Genomic DNA, 15,411 nt, shown 5'->3' with positions numbered 1-15,411 from the left:
GTCGGGGTCACAGTTTACCGTCCCCAACGCGCGTTTACGGGTGATTGTCGGTTATCTGAGCAATTCTGTCTGAGGTCTCATCTTCACCACCCACCTGCATAGCCAGCCAGAAGGATTGCTGGCAAAGGTTATAAAACTGTTTGCGCATCGGGTTGATCTCCTGGCCGGCGGCGTCGATAACCTGCCAGTCAATCCAGCACTCCGGGCAGGATGCGCTATCCTGCTGCGCGATCTCGAGCTCATAGCGGCGCTGGATCACCACCCCGCTGCGATGCCGCCAGCGGGCGATCTCCCACTCTGCTTCCGCTTCATTATCCTGTTCACGATGCTGCGCCAGACGTTCAACGTGCCGCTGCCGGAGGATATCCCGGACCAGAGAAGCCAGTTCCATAGTGTCTCCCTTAAGCCTGTGGCGAAAAGCCGCAGTGTACCGCGCGGTGGAGGAGTCTGCCGTAGCAAAAGCGGCCTTTTGCTTTGATTACACGGCTTTATGTATGCCGCGCTATCGGCGATAATAATCTTTCACTGAATCTACCCGGGGTCGTCATGAAGGCTTCAGAGCACCCGCCTCGCGTTCGCCAACGCGCCTTACCGTTAAAGCTGAGCACCGCCGTGTCCTTGATGATCGGCAGCGTCATCGGCGCCGTGCTGCTGCTGGTGTATGCCTTGTGGTATATGCAGATCAGCAACGCCACCCGCGACGGTCTGAAAGAGACCGCGCTGGCGGTGGCGCGCACCATGGCCGATATGCCGCAGGTGAAGCGCGGACTGGAGGCGCCCCCGCAGCAGCAGATCATTCAGCCGCTGGCGCAGGCCATTACCCGCCGCAACGACCTGTTGTACGCTATCGTCACCGATATGCAGGGTATTCGCTATTCGCATCCGGACAGCTCAATCATCGGCAAACCGTTCATCGGCCACGATATTCAGCCAACGCTGCAGGGAAAAGAGAATGTCGCCATCAACCACGGGGTGCTGGCCCCGGCGCTACGGGTGTTTACGCCGGTGTTCAACGAACGGCATCAGCAAATCGGCGTGGTGGTGGTCGGCATTTCACTGAGTAAAGTGGACGAACAGATCGCCAACAGCCGTTGGGACGTGCTGCTGACCATCCTGTTCAGCGCGCTGGTCTGCGCGCTGGGCACCTGGAGCCTGGTTCGCGGCCTGAAGCGCGTACTGCTGGGGCTGGAGCCGCACGAAATATCCACCCAGTTTCAGCAGCGTCAGGCCATGCTTCACGCCCTCAAGGAGGGGGTGGTGGCGGTCGATGCCCATGGCGAGGTAAATCTCATCAACCCCGCGGCGGAAGAGATCCTCTTTTCCGGCCCGGATAAGACTCTCGTTCACAGCCCCCTGCTCGACGATCTGCAGACCGTACTGCAGAGCGGCGAGCCAATGTACGACCGCGAACTGGGTTGCAATGGTCTGCTGCTGATCGGCAATACAGTGCCCATTCGCAGCCAGGGTGCGGTGGTCGGCGCCATCTGTACCTTCCGCGATAAAACTGAGGTCAGCCAATTGCTGCAGCGACTGGACGGCATGATGAGCTATGTGGATGCCCTGCGCACCACCTCCCATGAGTTTATGAATAAACTGCACGTGATCCTCGGTCTGCTGAATATGAAAAGCTACGGCAAACTCGAGGAATACGTGCTGCAGACCGCCCACCGCTACCAGGCGGACATCGGCGACATTCAACATCGCATTAAATCCCCGGTGGTGGCCGGCTTCCTGATAAGTAAAATTCAGCGCGCCACAGAGTGCGGCTTTACCCTGACGCTGGCGGAGGAGAGCCTGGTGCCGGATTGTCCGAACGAGAAACAGGTCACGGTGCTGGTGACGGTGCTGGGCAACCTTATTGAGAACGCGCTGGACGCCATGAGCGGCCAGGCGGAGGGTGAGATCGGCCTGCTGCTGCACTACCAGGACGGCTGGCTAAGCGGTGAAGTGAGCGACGATGGGCCGGGGATCCCGGAGAACAACATCGACGCTATCTTTAACAAAGGCTTCTCCACCAAAGGCGAGAATCGCGGCGTCGGGCTGTTTCTTGCTAACCAGCAGTTGCGCGAGCTCGGCGGCACCCTCGCCGTCGAATCGGAACCCGGCGTATTTACCCAATTTTTTGTTCATCTCCCCTGGGATAGTAAAAGGAAACCTGCGTGATAAATGTTTTAATTGTTGACGATGATGCCATGGTGGCCGAACTGAATCGCCTGTACGTGGCAAGGGTTCCCGGCTTTCGTTGCAGCGGGAGCGCTTCGACGCTCAGTCAGGCCCAGGAGATGATTAACGATCCGCAGCAGGAGATCGATCTGGTGCTGCTGGATGTCTACATGCAGCAGGACAGCGGGCTCGATCTCCTGCCGACCATCCGCGAGTCGGGTCGCGCCATCGACGTTATCATGATTACCTCGGCGGCGGATGCCGCCACGGTACAGACCGCGATGCATTACGGGGTGGTCGATTACCTGATCAAACCTTTCCAGTTTCCGCGCTTTGAAGAGGCGCTCACCACCTGGCGGGAGAAGCGCAAGCTGATAACCGGCCAGCCCTATTACGAACAGGCCGATGTCGACCGCCTGCTGCACGGCGGCGCGCCGGAGGCCAGCGACGCGCGCAAGCTGCCTAAAGGGTTAACCGCGCAAACGCTGCGCACACTCTGCCAGTGGATTGACGCCCATCCGGATGTCGAATTCTCTACCGATGAGCTGGCGGCGGCGGTGAATATCTCCCGCGTTTCCTGCCGCAAATATCTGATTTGGCTGGCGCAGATCAATATTCTCTATACCACTATCCACTACGGCGCTACCGGGCGGCCGGTCTATCGCTACCGCCTGGTCGCCGAACAGTACAGTTTGCTTAAGCAGTACAGTCAATAACCCGATAGCCGCTGTCCAGCGGCGCAAAACGCAGCCGCTGCGGCGATGAGAGAATAATGTCGCGATTTTTGGTAACGAAAATCGCGTCGATATCCTGCCGCTGACGCAGCGCTGCGCAGCCCTTCTCCACGCCGAGGCCGAACAGCAGCGTGGTCCAGATGTCGCCGTCTAAAGAATCCGCGGAAATGACCGTCACGCTGTCGAGTTCGTTGTCCAGCGGATAACCGCTGCGCGGGTCGAGAATATGGTGCCAGCGTTTGCCATCCTGTTCGAAATAGCGCTCGTAGGTCCCGGAGGTGACTACCGATTGCCCGTTGACCGTCAGGGAACCGATCAGCGCCTGCGCGTCGGCAAATGGTTTTTTCAGGCCAATGGCCCATTCGCCGAGGGTATGCACATTGCCGCCGAGGTTGATCAGCGCCTTCTCCACCTGCTGCTGACGGAGATAATCGCGCACGCGGTCAGCGATATAACCTTTGGCGATCGCCCCGAGATCCAGCTCCATCCCCGGCTGTTGGAGAAACACGCTGCAGGTTGCCTCATCGAGGATCACCTCCTGTGGGCGGGTCAGCGCCAGTCGGGCTCTGATATCAGCCGCGTCAGGCACGCTGTGCCCGTGAAAACCAATTCGCCACAGCTTCACCAGCGGGCCGATGGCGAGGTTAAAAGCGCTGTCGCGCACCATGCTGGCGGCTTTGGCGCACTGGATCAGCTGAAAGACCGGTCGGCTGACGGTGACCGGATGACGCCCGGCGGCATGGTTGATATCTATCACCTGCGACTCGGCGCGGTTAACGGTAAGCAGGTCTTCGTAGCGCTTGATAAGCTGGAAAACGCGGGAGGCCATCGCCTCATCGTGGGAACAGAGTTTGAGCAGGATGGGCGAGCCCATCAACACGGCGGAGTAGCTATAGACGCGGTTATCGGACATCGGGCTCTCCTTAGAAGGGGCAAGCCGGGCGGTGAAAGCGCCAACCCGGCAGGAGCAAGGTTACAGGTTATCCTCTGGCACGTTTCGCCGCCTGATGGCCCGCGAGGGTACCGAAGATAATGATATCCGCCACCGCATTACCGCCGATACGGTTGCCGCCGTGGATCCCGCCCACCACTTCACCGGCGGCGTAGGCGCCGCGAATCGGCTGCTGCGCCACATTCAGCACTTCGCCATCGGTATTAATGGTCACGCCGCCCATGGTGTGGTGCACGCCGGGGGCGATGCGAATGGCGTGGAACGGGCCTTCGTTAATCGGCGCGCGTAGCGCGGTGGTCCGGCCAAACTGTTCATCATGCTGTTTTTCCACCGCCCCGTTATAGCACTCGAGGGTGGCGAGGAAGGCATGGTAATCCATCCCCAGTTTCTCCGCCAGTTCCCGCGGTGAGCTGGCGCTGGTGACGAAGCCTTTGGCGATGTACTCGTCGGCAGCTTTGTTTTTCGCCCGCACATGCTCGTCGAAGACGATGTAAGCATAGTGTTCCGGCAGAGCGATAATCGCCGCCGAGACTTTATCGCGGGTCTCCATCTCGTTGAAGAAGCGGTTCCCCTGCTGGTTAACGAGAATAGCGCCGCCGCCGCGAATCGATTCGGAAATCAGATACGAGGTCTGCTGCTCGACGGTCGGGTGAATCTGAATTTCGCCCATGTCCACGGTGCCGGCGCCGATGCGTTCCAGCAACGCGATACCGCTCCCGGTAGCCCCTTTGTGGTTAGTGGTGACGAAGCCTTCAAGGTCAGGACGATACTTCACGACCATCGCGCTGTTAGCGCTGAAGCCGCCGGTGGCCACTACGATGCTTTTGGTCTGTACTTCAATGACCTCTTTTTCGTCGTTGATCAGACGTACACCGCTAACCTCATCCCCGCGCATCAGGATCTCTTCCACCGAGGTATCCAGCAGGACGTCAATACCGCGTTTGGTGATGTTGCGCACCAGGCCGCTAATCAGATAGCCGCCGACCGCTGACCCGTCGCGCGGACGGTGGGTACGGTCAATGCTCATCCCACCGGTGGTGGTAATATCGTTGAGCATAATGCCCCGGTCCGCCAGCCACTCAATGGCTTGCGGCGCGTTTTCAACGAAACGGCGCAGCAGCTGCGGGTTGTTTTTGTTGTGGCCGCCCTTCAGGGTTTCCTGATAGAACAGCTCTTTACTGTCTTCGATACCTTTCACGCGCTGGAAGCGGGTTTCCGCGGCGTTCATCCCGGCGGAAGCCTTGATGGTGTTCCCGCCGATGGTTGGCATTTTTTCAACGATCAGCACGCTGGCCCCTTCGTCGTGGGCCTGAATGGCTGCCGCCAGACCGGCGCCGCCGCTGCCGACTACCACCACATCATAGCTTTTCGGCGCGACGTCATTGCCGCCCTCTTCCGCCGCCAGCGCTTTACTCGATTTCAGCATCGCTTTGGCGACCGCTTTTTTCACCGCCTCGCTCTGGCTGGTGGCCCCGGAAATGGCATCGACGTGCGGGGTATTGGCGGTGAGAATACGTTCGCGGATCTCTTCGAAGCTGGTGGTGAATTCCACGGTCTGGACCGGGCTCGCCGCCAGTTCGATATCGGCAATATGGTCATTTTCGAGGCTGACGTTGATCACCAGCTCATTGGCGTCATCGTGGACGGTCTCAACAAACATCCCCGGTTTAAATTTGGCGTCGCCCATGCTCATGTCGCGGATCATCGCTTCCACCAGCGAGAAACGCCATAGCGGTTCCGGAATGTGCAGCGCTTCACGCTGGGTGCTGTCGATAAACAGCTCCAGCTCTTCGCCGGCTGCGATACGTGACGCCCAGTCCGGATAGGCGATGCAGGCGCGGCCTACCGCAATCAGGTCATAGCCGTGATCGAGGCCCTGCTCGGCATCGGCGGCGTTCACCACCCCGCCGACGCCCATCACCGGCACCTGGGCGAGGGTGTCAGAGCGCATCGCACAGTATTTCTCGATCAGCGGCGTCGGATCGCTGGTATCGACGATAGACGGACGCAGGGTCGCGCCCACCGAGAAGTGCAGATAATCGACACCGCGGGCGGCCAGCTTTTCCAGCAGATACATGGTGTCGTCAAAGCGGATCCCCGGGACCTCCATCTCCTCCGGCGAGAAGCGATAGCCGATGATAAAGGCATCGTCGGCGTACTGGCGGGCCATTTTGTGGGTAATATCCAGCACCGCCAGTGGGAAACGGGCGCGGTTGTCGCGGCTACCGCCCCACTCGTCATCGCGCTGGTTGGAGTTCGGCGAATAGAACTGCTGAATGAGATAGGTGTTGGCGCCGTGAATTTCGACCCCGTCGAAACCGGCGAGAATGGCGCGACGAACGCCGTCGCCAAACTTGGCGATCATCCCTTCCACTTCTTCTCCGCTCAGCGCCCGCGGCATGGCGGCGCCCTCACGCGGCGCGGCAATAGCGCTCGGCGCCACCGGCTGGCGCCCCCCGATCAGCTGCGGGTCGACCATACGGCCGCCGTGGTAAATCTGCAGAATCGCTTTTGAACCCTCGGCTTTGATCGCCTCAGCGATTTTCGCCAGGCCGGCAATTTTTTCATCATTATCAATGCCGATCGCGCCCGGGAAGGCCAGACCGTAGTCATCAATAAAGCAGCACTCGACAATAATGGTACCGATGCTTCCGGCGCGCGCGCGGTAGTACTCCACCAGCTCGCTGGTGACAGTACCATCGAAATAACCGGTGCAGGTGGTCATTGGCGCCATGAGCAAACGGTTTTTCAGCTCGGTACCATTTGGTAAAGTAAATGGCTGCAAAATACGTTCGTTACTGGTCATAAGTTACGCTCCAGATTTTAAAATATTAAAAGCTCAGAATGAGGTGACGGAATCATTAATGGTTTTGGTTTTTTAATTCCTGTTGTCATGCCAATAATATAGCGCGTTTTTTAATTACTAAACCAATTACGTTAGTTATAAAACTATTTAACCCCAGCAATAACATCGCTACCTCTATTGTATTATTAAAATAATAAATAGCATTTACATAATACAAATGCGTGATAACAATTAGGATACTTTTGTTAACATAAACAATGACAAGGAAACAACAAAAAATACAATAAAATCATAAAGATACTAAAACATAAAATAATTTCAGCATTTATTGTTCATTTTTCTTTTAACATCTATCGATATTTTCGCCAAAATAACACCTCATCATATAGGGTTATACTGATAATAAAAAAATAGTGAAATCACCGGCTTTTATTGATCTTGATCAATTGCAACGGCCATTGAAAGCGCAATATATAAATAACCAACAAATTTAATTTAACGCCTCATAAAACGCGTTAAATAAGCGCCCTGTCGATACTCAAAAACGCAAAATAAAAACTAAAGTAACTTTTGTAATTAAAGAAACCACTGAGCAAGACGCTGGCGTAAACGTTATTTTCAACAACTTGCAGATACTCATTATGAAAGAGAAAAAGACAACCATACCGCCTGCCGGTGCAGTCAAGCCAACGACTGCGAATAAAAAACCTCTCCTGATGATGGCGCTGCCGATTATCGTTGCCGTGCTGTTATTGTTCGTCCCGGTCCCCGAAGGCCTGCCGCCGTACGCCTGGCACTACTTCGCTATCTTTGTCGGGGTGATCGTCGGGTTGATTTTTGAACCGCTGCCCGGCGCCGTTATCGGTATCACCGGCGTGGTAGTTATTGCCCTGTGCAGCCAGTGGCTGCTGTTCAGCCCGGATCAGATGGCCGCGCCAGGCTTCAAAATGGCTGGCGCCTCCTTTAAGTGGGCGGTGAGCGGCTTCGGCAACTCCACCGTGTGGCTTATCTTCGGCGCGTTCATGTTCGCCGCCGGCTACGATAAAACGCAGTTCGGCCGCCGCCTGGCGCTGATTCTGGTGAAATATCTTGGCCGTCGCAGCCTGACGCTCGGCTACGCCATCACCTTCGCGGATCTGCTGCTGGCGCCGTTTACGCCATCTAACACCGCACGCAGCGGGGGGACTATCTACCCGATTATCGCTAACCTGCCGCCGCTGTACGGTTCAAAGCCAAACGATCCGAGCGCACGTAAAATCGGTTCCTATCTGATGTGGGTAGCGATCACCGCCGCCTGTATTACCAGCTCGATGTTCCTGTCGGCTCTGGCCCCGAACCTGCTGGCCCTGGCGCTGGTCAAAAGCATTGTTGGCATCAATATCTCTTGGGGCACCTGGTTCATCGCCTTCCTGCCGCTGGGTATCCTGCTGATTCTGGCTATGCCGCTGCTGGCCTACTGGTTCTACCCGCCGGAAGTGAAAGTCAATAACGAAGTGCCACTGTGGGCCGCGCGTGAACTGGAAAAACTGGGCAAACTGTCGCGCAATGAAATTCTGCTGCTGGTATTCGTCTGCTTCGCGCTGATGATGTGGATCTTCGCCGCCGACTGGATCGAACCGGCGCTGGCTGCCCTGCTGGTTATCGTGCTGATGCTGTGGACTGGCGTGCTCTCCTGGAGCGATATCACCAACAACAAAGCGGCATGGAACACCTTTGTCTGGTTCGCCACCCTGGTGGCACTGGCCGACGGCCTCTCCTCCACCGGCTTTATCGCCTGGCTGGGTAAAGAGGGCGGCGCGCTGATGAGCGGCATCTCCCCGGGGATGGCGACCATCGTCCTGCTGCTGGCGTTCTACCTGCTGCACTATTTGTTTGCCAGCACCACCGCGCACACCACCGCGCTGCTGCCGGCCATGCTGACCATTGCCTCGACTATCCCGGGAATGAATATGGAAGTGTTTGTCCTGCTGATGGTCACCTCGCTGGGCGTGATGGGGATCATCACCCCGTACGGTACTGGCCCAAGCCCAATCTACTACGGCAGCGGCTACCTGCCGACCAAAGATTACTGGCGCCTCGGCACCATCTTTGGCGCCATCTTCCTGGCCGCCCTGCTGCTGATTGGCTATCCGTGGATGTCCATGATGTTCTGATTCATAACCGCCGGGACTACCCCGGCGGTTTTTATCTTTATGGAGTAAGTGACTATGTCGACTAAACCGTTTGTTTATCAGGATCCGTTTCCGCTGGCGCACGACGATACGGAATACTATCTGCTCAGCAAAGAGCACGTCTCCGTCGCCGAATTTGACGGCCAGCAGGTCCTGAAAGTAGAGCCGCAGGCGCTGACCCTGCTCGCTCAGCAGGCCTTCCACGACGCCGCCTTTATGCTGCGCGTCTCCCATCAGCAACAGGTCGCCTCGATTTTGCTCGACCCGGAAGCCAGCGATAACGATAAATATGTCGCCCTGCAGTTCCTGCGCAACTCGGAAATTGCCGCCAAGGGCGTGCTGCCGACCTGCCAGGATACCGGCACCGCGATTATCATGGGGAAAAAAGGCCAGCGCGTCTGGACCGGCGGCGGCGATGAAGCCGCCCTGGCGCAGGGGGTGTACAACACCTATACCGAAGATAACCTGCGCTACTCACAGAACGCGCCGCTGGATATGTATAAAGAGGTTAACACCGGCACCAACCTGCCGGCGCAGATCGATCTCTACAGCGTCGACGGTGAAGAATATAAGTTCCTGTGCATGGCGAAAGGCGGCGGTTCCGCCAACAAAACCTATCTGTACCAGGAGACCAAGGCCCTGATCACCCCGGCGAAGCTGAAAAACTACCTCGTTGAGAAGATGCGCACTCTCGGCACCGCCGCCTGCCCGCCGTACCACATCGCGTTTGTGATCGGCGGCACCTCGGCGGAAGCGACGCTGAAGACCGTGAAACTGGCCTCGACCCGCTATTACGACGGTCTGCCGACCGAAGGTAACGAACACGGTCAGGCGTTCCGCGACGTGCAACTGGAGCAGGAGTTGCTGCAGGAAGCGCAGAACCTCGGCCTCGGCGCGCAGTTCGGCGGGAAATACTTCGCCCACGATATCCGGGTGATCCGCCTGCCGCGCCACGGCGCCTCCTGTCCGATCGGCATGGGTGTCTCCTGCTCCGCCGACCGCAATATCAAAGCCAAAATTAACCGCGACGGTATCTGGATCGAGAAGCTGGAGAGCAATCCGGGAAAATATATTCCTGAGCATCTGCGTCAGGCCGGCGAAGGCGAGGTGGTAAGCATCAACCTGAATCAGCCGATGAGCGAGATCCTGGCGCAGCTGTCGGCACATCCGGTCTCCACCCGCCTGAGCCTTAACGGCACCATTATCGTGGCCCGCGACATCGCCCACGCCAAGCTGAAGGAGCTTATCGACAACGGCGAGGCGCTGCCGCAGTACGTCAAAGATCACCCGATCTACTACGCGGGCCCGGCAAAAACGCCAGCCGGTTACGCTTCCGGCTCCCTCGGCCCAACCACTGCCGGCCGCATGGACTCTTACGTTGATCTGCTGCAGTCCCACGGCGCGAGCATGGTGATGCTGGCGAAAGGCAACCGCAGCCAGCAGGTGACCGATGCCTGCCATAAACACGGCGGCTTCTACCTTGGAAGCATCGGCGGCCCGGCGGCAGTGCTCGCCCAGCAGAGTATCAAGAGCCTCGAGTGCGTGGCCTATCCGGAACTGGGGATGGAAGCTATCTGGAAAATCGAAGTGGAAGATTTTCCGGCGTTTATCCTCGTCGATGATAAAGGCAACGACTTCTTCCAGCAGATCCAGAATAAGCAGTGCGCGGGCTGTAAACAGCACGGCTAACGCTATCCTCTGACGCTGATATCAGGCCGTCGCCGTTTGGGCGACGGCTTTTTTATGTCCGCGTTTCCCCAGCTTGAATTCACTTCGCACCAGGCTATGCTCAACTACAAGCCCTCCGTTTTTTGCTGAAAAATAACAATAATTCTTATCTCAGGTGCCTCAATGAACAGGATGAGCATCGTTATCCTCTGGGCGCTGGCGCTGCTGGTGCTCCAGCCGGCGCTGGCCGCCGAACCGCGACAGCAGCCAACCGCGCGCGAGCAGGCACGCACGGTCACGATTTTCCACCAACCTGTCGTCATGTTGCAGGCCACCTTTGGCCAGACCACGCCCGAAGAGCGCGTTTTGCGCACCCGTAGCGCCCTGCGCGCCTTCACCGAAGATGATATTCGCCAGCCGCTGCGGGTCGTGCCGGTTATCCGCTATGGTCAGCCAGGCAGACTGTTTCTGATGAACGGCAAACCGGTGCTGCTGCTGAGCCAGGCGGATCTCGACGAGGGCGATGATTTAACCCTCGACCAGGCAGCCCAGCGGGTGCTGGCGCGTATGGAAGCCCAGCGCACCAGCCTCCAGGAGCAGTTCAACAACCGCTATCTGTTCATCTCCGCCGGTAAAGCCCTGGCCGGGGCGCTGCTGCTGGCGCTGTTTTACTACGGCGCCTTCCGCGCCTGGCGGCGGGTGCGACGTTTTTTCCTGCTGCGGATCCTCGAAAAACGTAGCGCCATACCGCAGCACTGGCGGCGCTATCTCGGCAATATTGAAGTTCGACTCTATGCTGTGCTGGTCATCCTTCTCGGCATGCTGGCCTGTTATCTCTGGCTGAGCTGGGCCTTCAGCCTGTTTCCCTGGACGCGGGTGTGGAGCGAATCGCTGGGCGACTGGTCGCTGGGGGTGATCCGCCACCTCTCTCTGTCGATTGTCGCCTCCCTGCCGGGGCTGATGATCGTGGTGCTTATTTTCCTTCTCACCTGGCTTATCATTCGCCTGGTGAAGGTGGTTCTCGACCAGGTCGCCGCCGGCCGCATTCAGATTCCCGGCATTCATCCGGAGACCGTTAGCGCCACCCGTCGGCTTATCTCGGTGGTCATCTGGTTGTTTGCCCTCTCCGCCGCCTACCCGTTCCTTCCCGGCGCCAACTCCCTCGCCTTCAAAGGCATTAGCGTGTTCTTCGGCCTGATGCTGACCCTCGGGTCAACCGGGGTGATGACCCATGCGATGAGCGGCCTGGTGCTGATCTACTCTCGGGCGCTGCGCAAAGGCGACTGGATCCGCCTCGCCGATAATGAGGGTCAGGTCAGCGAGATTGGCGTACTGGCGACCAAAATTCTCACCCGCGAAAATTACATCGTTACCGTCCCGAACGCGGTGGTGGTGGGCGGGAAAATTATTAATCTCAGCGCCGAAAGCGCCGACGGTGGAGTCAACCTCACCACCAGCGTCACCATTGGCTACGATACGCCGTGGCGTCAGGTCCATGCGCTGCTGGAGCTGGCGGCGAGACGCACCTCCGGGGTCGATCAGCAAATTGCGCCGGTGGTGCGTAAGCTGGGATTGCTCGACTGGTATACCTCGTATGAGCTGCAGGTGCGCTTACTCCCCACAACCAAGCTGCCGGATGGCCGCAACGCATTGCATAGCAGCATTATTGATGTGTTTAACGAATTCGGCGTGCAGATTATGTCGCCGAACTTTGTGATGCAGCCAAAAGCGGCGGTAGTGGTGCCGCAGGAAGCCTGGTACGCCGCCCCGGCCGTCGCGCCGCAGGAGCCTGAGAAATAAGGGTTAACGTAGCGGCATTTCCGCCGGGTGGCGGCTGCGCCTTACCCGGCCAGGGGTTCGTGAGGCCTGTCACTCATTTACCCACTTGCGCGACTGAAACTGCCGGTGCTGGCGGCCTCAACATCGCTGAGACGTTCCCGGAAGGCCGGGGCAGCCCGCATGGATGCGGGCTGAGGGCCGTGTTTTGCAGGGACGCTGCCTCGGCCCGACCCGCAGCCTGCAGGGATAAGTCGAAGGGACCGCGCAGCGGCGATTTTGCTGGCCGGAGCCCGGGGGTACAGGGGGCGGCGGCGACTGGCCGCCCCCTGTGCGCTCCCTGCGCCATAAGAGACATAACGCAGAAGATCAACCGGGAGCGCAATCTGCCCGGAATTAACATAGAAGTTGTAGCCCTGCCAAACATAGTGCGAACAGGGACATTTCCGGTTGTGCCGTTATTTCGCCGGGTGGCGGCTGCGCCTTACCCGGCCTACGGGGTCTACAGGCGATCTTCGCTTCCCAGGCCCGGCAAGCGCTGCGCCGGAGGGCAATCTATCGGCGCCATACCCGCCATTTCGCCGGGTGGCGGCTGCGCCTTACCCGGCCTACAACGACTGCCGGGCAATCCGACTCGGACGACGACTCAACCCTGCGCGGCGTCGATGTCGTCAAACACCTGCTGCGCCAGATGCATCGTGGCATTGGCCGCCGGCAGCCCGCAGTACAGCGCAGAGTGCATGATCAGCTCTTTCAGCTCATCGCGGGTCACCCCGTTGTTAAACGACGCGCGCAGATGCATCTTCAGCTCCGCCTCGCGATTGAGAGCGATCAGCATGGCAATAGTGATCATGCTGCGGGTATGGTGATCGAGCCCCGGACGCGTCCAGGTCTCGCCCCAGGCATAGCGGGTAATAAAGTCCTGAAACTCATCATTCAACGGCGTCAGATGCTGCAGCGTACGGTCGACGTGGGCGTCGCCCAATACTTTGCGCCGTACCGCCATCCCGTCCTGATAGCGCTGTTTATCATCCATGGCGTTCCCCCTGGAAAAAGCTCAGCAGCGCCGAAGTAAAGCTTTTCGGCGCCTCAATGTTAGACAGATGCGATGCCGCCAGAACCACCACCTCGGAGGCGGGGATCTGCTGCTGCAGGAAATGAGCGTCACCGACCGTGGTGACAGGGTCACTTTCCCCGGCGATGATTAGCGTCGGCAGCGGGATCTGCCCCACTTCGCCCCGCAGGTCGGCGGCGGCCAGCGCCTCACAGCAGGCGGCATAGCCTTCAGCATCGGTATGGGTCAGCTGGTGACAAAGCGCCTCGACCACCTCCGGCGCCTTCTGGCGAAACGCGTGGGTGAACCAGCGGTCTGCCGCTCCGGCGGCCACCACCGCCATCCCCTCCTGACGTACGGCCCGCGCCCGCGACAGCCAGCTGGCCTGATCGCCAATGCGCGCCGCGGTGTTGGCGACCGCCAGACCATGAAAACGCTCCGGCGCAAAGCGGCCCAGCCACAGGCCGGTCAAACCGCCCATCGAGATCCCGCAGAACCAGGCGCGGTCGATATTCAGGTGATCGAGCAGCGCAATCACATCCTCACCCAGCTGGGCGAGGGTCACTTTGCCATTTTTCGTCGTTTTACCGTGGCCGTGCGTGTCGTAGCGCAGCACCCGGAAATGGGCGGTTAACGCCTCGATCTGCGGCTGCCACATCGCCCGGGTGGTGCCCAGCGAATTGGAGAGGACGATAACCGGCGCGCCATCCGGCCCGTCGAGTTGATAATCAAGATTCATCACGTTGCTCCTGATAACGCGCCAGCACCTGGCGCACAAAGCGTTCGGCGCTGCCGGTCGCCGTTGCCGGGTCCAGCAGCGTGGTTAAGCGTTCACGAGAGAGATACTGACTGACCTGTGGGTCAGCCGCGAGCAGATCGACCAGCGGGCAGTGACGGTCCAGCGCCTGGCGGCACAGCGCTTCGATGTGATGATGCGCCTCGGCTTTGCCAATGAATTCCGCCAGCGCCAGAGTCACCGCCTCAGCCATAATCAGCCCATGGGTGATATCGAGATCGGCGCGCATTTTCTGCGGGAAAACCTGCATGTCGCGCACCAGCGCCTCGCTTTGCGCCAACGCCCCGCCCACCAGGGTAATTAGCTCCGGCAGGGTCTCCCACTCCGCCTGCCAGCCGCCCAGCGCCCGCTCATGCTGCTGGAGTTGGCTGGCGTAGAGCGTCGCCATCAGCCCCGGCGTACGCTGGGCGGCGGTCAGGATCGCCGCGCAGGCCACCGGATTGCGCTTATGCGGCATCGTCGACGAACCGCCGCGGCCTTCCGCCACCGGCTCGCCCACCTCAGCCACTTCGGTCTGCATCAGCAGGGAAAAGTCGTTAGCGAATTTCCCCAGCGTGCCGCAGACGCCGGCGAACCAGGCGCCCGCCTCCAGTAGCCGATCGCGCTGGCTGTGCCACGGAGTATCCGGCAGCGACAGACCGAGGATCTGCGCCAGCGCCAGGCCAACCGCCGGCCCTTTCTCTTTTAGCGCGTCCAGAGTGCCCGCGGCGCCGCCAAACTGCAGCGCCAGCAGCCGCGGACGCATCTCGCGCAGCCGCTGCTGCCAGCGCAGGAGCGCGTCGAGGGTGCCCGCCAGCTTCAGGCCAAAGGTCACCGGCAGCGCGTGCTGCATCCAGGTCCGGCCCGGCATCACGGCATCGCGATAACGATCCGCCTGGAGAGCCAGGGCCGCCAACAGCTGCTCAAGCAGAGTCTCAGCGGCATCCAGCGCCCCGCGCAGCTGGAGCACCAGTCCGGTGTCGATGGCGTCCTGGCTGGTAGCGCCCCAGTGAACGTAGCGCGCAGCCTCAGGATCTTGCGCTTTTACCTGCGCCGTCAGCTGTTTCACCAGCGGGATGGCCAGATTACCGGCTCCCACCGCCGCCTCGCCCAGCGCGGCAAAATCGATGGCCTCGTGGCGGCAGGCCGCGACAATTGGCCCGACCGCTTCCGGCGGCACCATCCCGCAGGCGGCCTGCGCTTGCGCCAGCGCCGCTTCAAAATCCAGCATGCCCTGCACCCGCTGCGCGTCGCTGAACCAGTCGGTTAGCGGACTGCTGCGCAGCATCGGGGTCAACAAACTCATTCTGGC

The 15,411-nt window shown here is 59.4% G+C and carries 11 protein-coding genes; 5 read left to right on the top strand and 6 right to left on the bottom strand.

Annotated elements, in window-relative coordinates:
- Positions 1-34: 34 nt before the first annotated feature.
- The gene (locus KHQ23_RS01470; RefSeq protein ID WP_032434472.1) at positions 35-391 is read right to left on the bottom strand and encodes a hypothetical protein; all 357 of its coding nucleotides are present in this window, start codon (positions 389-391) and stop codon (positions 35-37) included.
- Positions 392-546: 155 nt separating this feature from the next.
- Here KHQ23_RS01470 and KHQ23_RS01465 point away from each other — a divergent pair, with 155 nt between their 5' ends.
- On the top strand, positions 547-2,163 hold the full coding sequence (locus KHQ23_RS01465; RefSeq protein ID WP_004183910.1) for a sensor histidine kinase: 1,617 nt from the start codon (positions 547-549) through the stop codon (positions 2,161-2,163).
- The gene (gene dcuR / locus KHQ23_RS01460) at positions 2,160-2,879 is read left to right on the top strand and encodes a two-component system response regulator DcuR (protein WP_004176303.1); all 720 of its coding nucleotides are present in this window, start codon (positions 2,160-2,162) and stop codon (positions 2,877-2,879) included. The genes KHQ23_RS01465 and dcuR overlap by 4 nt, the downstream gene beginning before the upstream one ends.
- Here the strand turns inward: dcuR and KHQ23_RS01455 are convergent.
- Both KHQ23_RS01455 and KHQ23_RS01450 read right to left on the bottom strand, forming a co-directional pair.
- Positions 2,860-3,810 carry an FAD:protein FMN transferase gene (locus KHQ23_RS01455; RefSeq protein WP_032434470.1) on the bottom strand — a complete coding sequence of 317 codons (951 nt, stop codon included), beginning with the start codon at positions 3,808-3,810 and terminating at the stop codon, positions 2,860-2,862. The two genes, dcuR and KHQ23_RS01455, sit on opposite strands and share 20 nt — an antisense overlap.
- Before the next feature lie 67 nt (positions 3,811-3,877).
- A complete protein-coding gene (locus KHQ23_RS01450) occupies positions 3,878-6,655 on the bottom strand; it encodes a flavocytochrome c (RefSeq protein WP_004179710.1) in 2,778 nt (925 codons plus the stop codon).
- A gap of 641 nt (positions 6,656-7,296) precedes the next feature.
- On the opposite strand from KHQ23_RS01450, the gene KHQ23_RS01445 reads away from it, so the two are divergent.
- The 3 genes from KHQ23_RS01445 to KHQ23_RS01435 all read left to right on the top strand — a co-directional run bounded on the left by KHQ23_RS01445 (position 7,297) and on the right by KHQ23_RS01435 (position 12,294).
- Complete coding sequence (locus KHQ23_RS01445) at positions 7,297-8,808, top strand: anion permease (protein WP_004148278.1); 1,512 nt, start codon at positions 7,297-7,299, stop codon at positions 8,806-8,808.
- A 54-nt stretch (positions 8,809-8,862) separates the two neighbouring features.
- Positions 8,863-10,515, top strand: coding sequence for a class I fumarate hydratase FumA (gene fumA / locus KHQ23_RS01440; RefSeq protein WP_004152246.1), 1,653 nt, complete (start codon positions 8,863-8,865; stop codon positions 10,513-10,515).
- A 162-nt stretch (positions 10,516-10,677) separates the two neighbouring features.
- Positions 10,678-12,294 (top strand): mechanosensitive ion channel family protein, encoded by a 1,617-nt coding sequence (locus KHQ23_RS01435; protein ID WP_009486303.1) that lies wholly within the window; start codon positions 10,678-10,680, stop codon positions 12,292-12,294.
- A 622-nt stretch (positions 12,295-12,916) separates the two neighbouring features.
- On the opposite strand, the gene pcaC is transcribed toward KHQ23_RS01435, so the two are convergent.
- Genes pcaC through KHQ23_RS01420 form a run of 3 tightly spaced genes read right to left on the bottom strand, consistent with a single transcriptional unit; the run spans position 12,917 to position 15,405 of the window.
- On the bottom strand, positions 12,917-13,306 hold the full coding sequence (gene pcaC, locus KHQ23_RS01430) for a 4-carboxymuconolactone decarboxylase (RefSeq protein WP_004143067.1): 390 nt from the start codon (positions 13,304-13,306) through the stop codon (positions 12,917-12,919).
- A complete protein-coding gene (gene pcaD, locus KHQ23_RS01425; RefSeq protein ID WP_004151556.1) occupies positions 13,299-14,063 on the bottom strand; it encodes a 3-oxoadipate enol-lactonase in 765 nt (254 codons plus the stop codon). Before pcaD ends, pcaC begins: the two co-directional genes overlap by 8 nt.
- A complete protein-coding gene (locus KHQ23_RS01420; protein ID WP_020316475.1) occupies positions 14,053-15,405 on the bottom strand; it encodes a 3-carboxy-cis,cis-muconate cycloisomerase in 1,353 nt (450 codons plus the stop codon). The genes pcaD and KHQ23_RS01420 overlap by 11 nt, the downstream gene beginning before the upstream one ends.
- Between the last annotated feature and the right edge of the window lie 6 nt (positions 15,406-15,411).

It is taken from the genome of Klebsiella sp. 64 (assembly GCF_018223915.1).
GTDB classification, from domain to species: Bacteria; Pseudomonadota; Gammaproteobacteria; order Enterobacterales; family Enterobacteriaceae; genus Klebsiella; species Klebsiella pneumoniae.
This window is presented reverse-complemented; position numbering and strand designations above follow the sequence as displayed.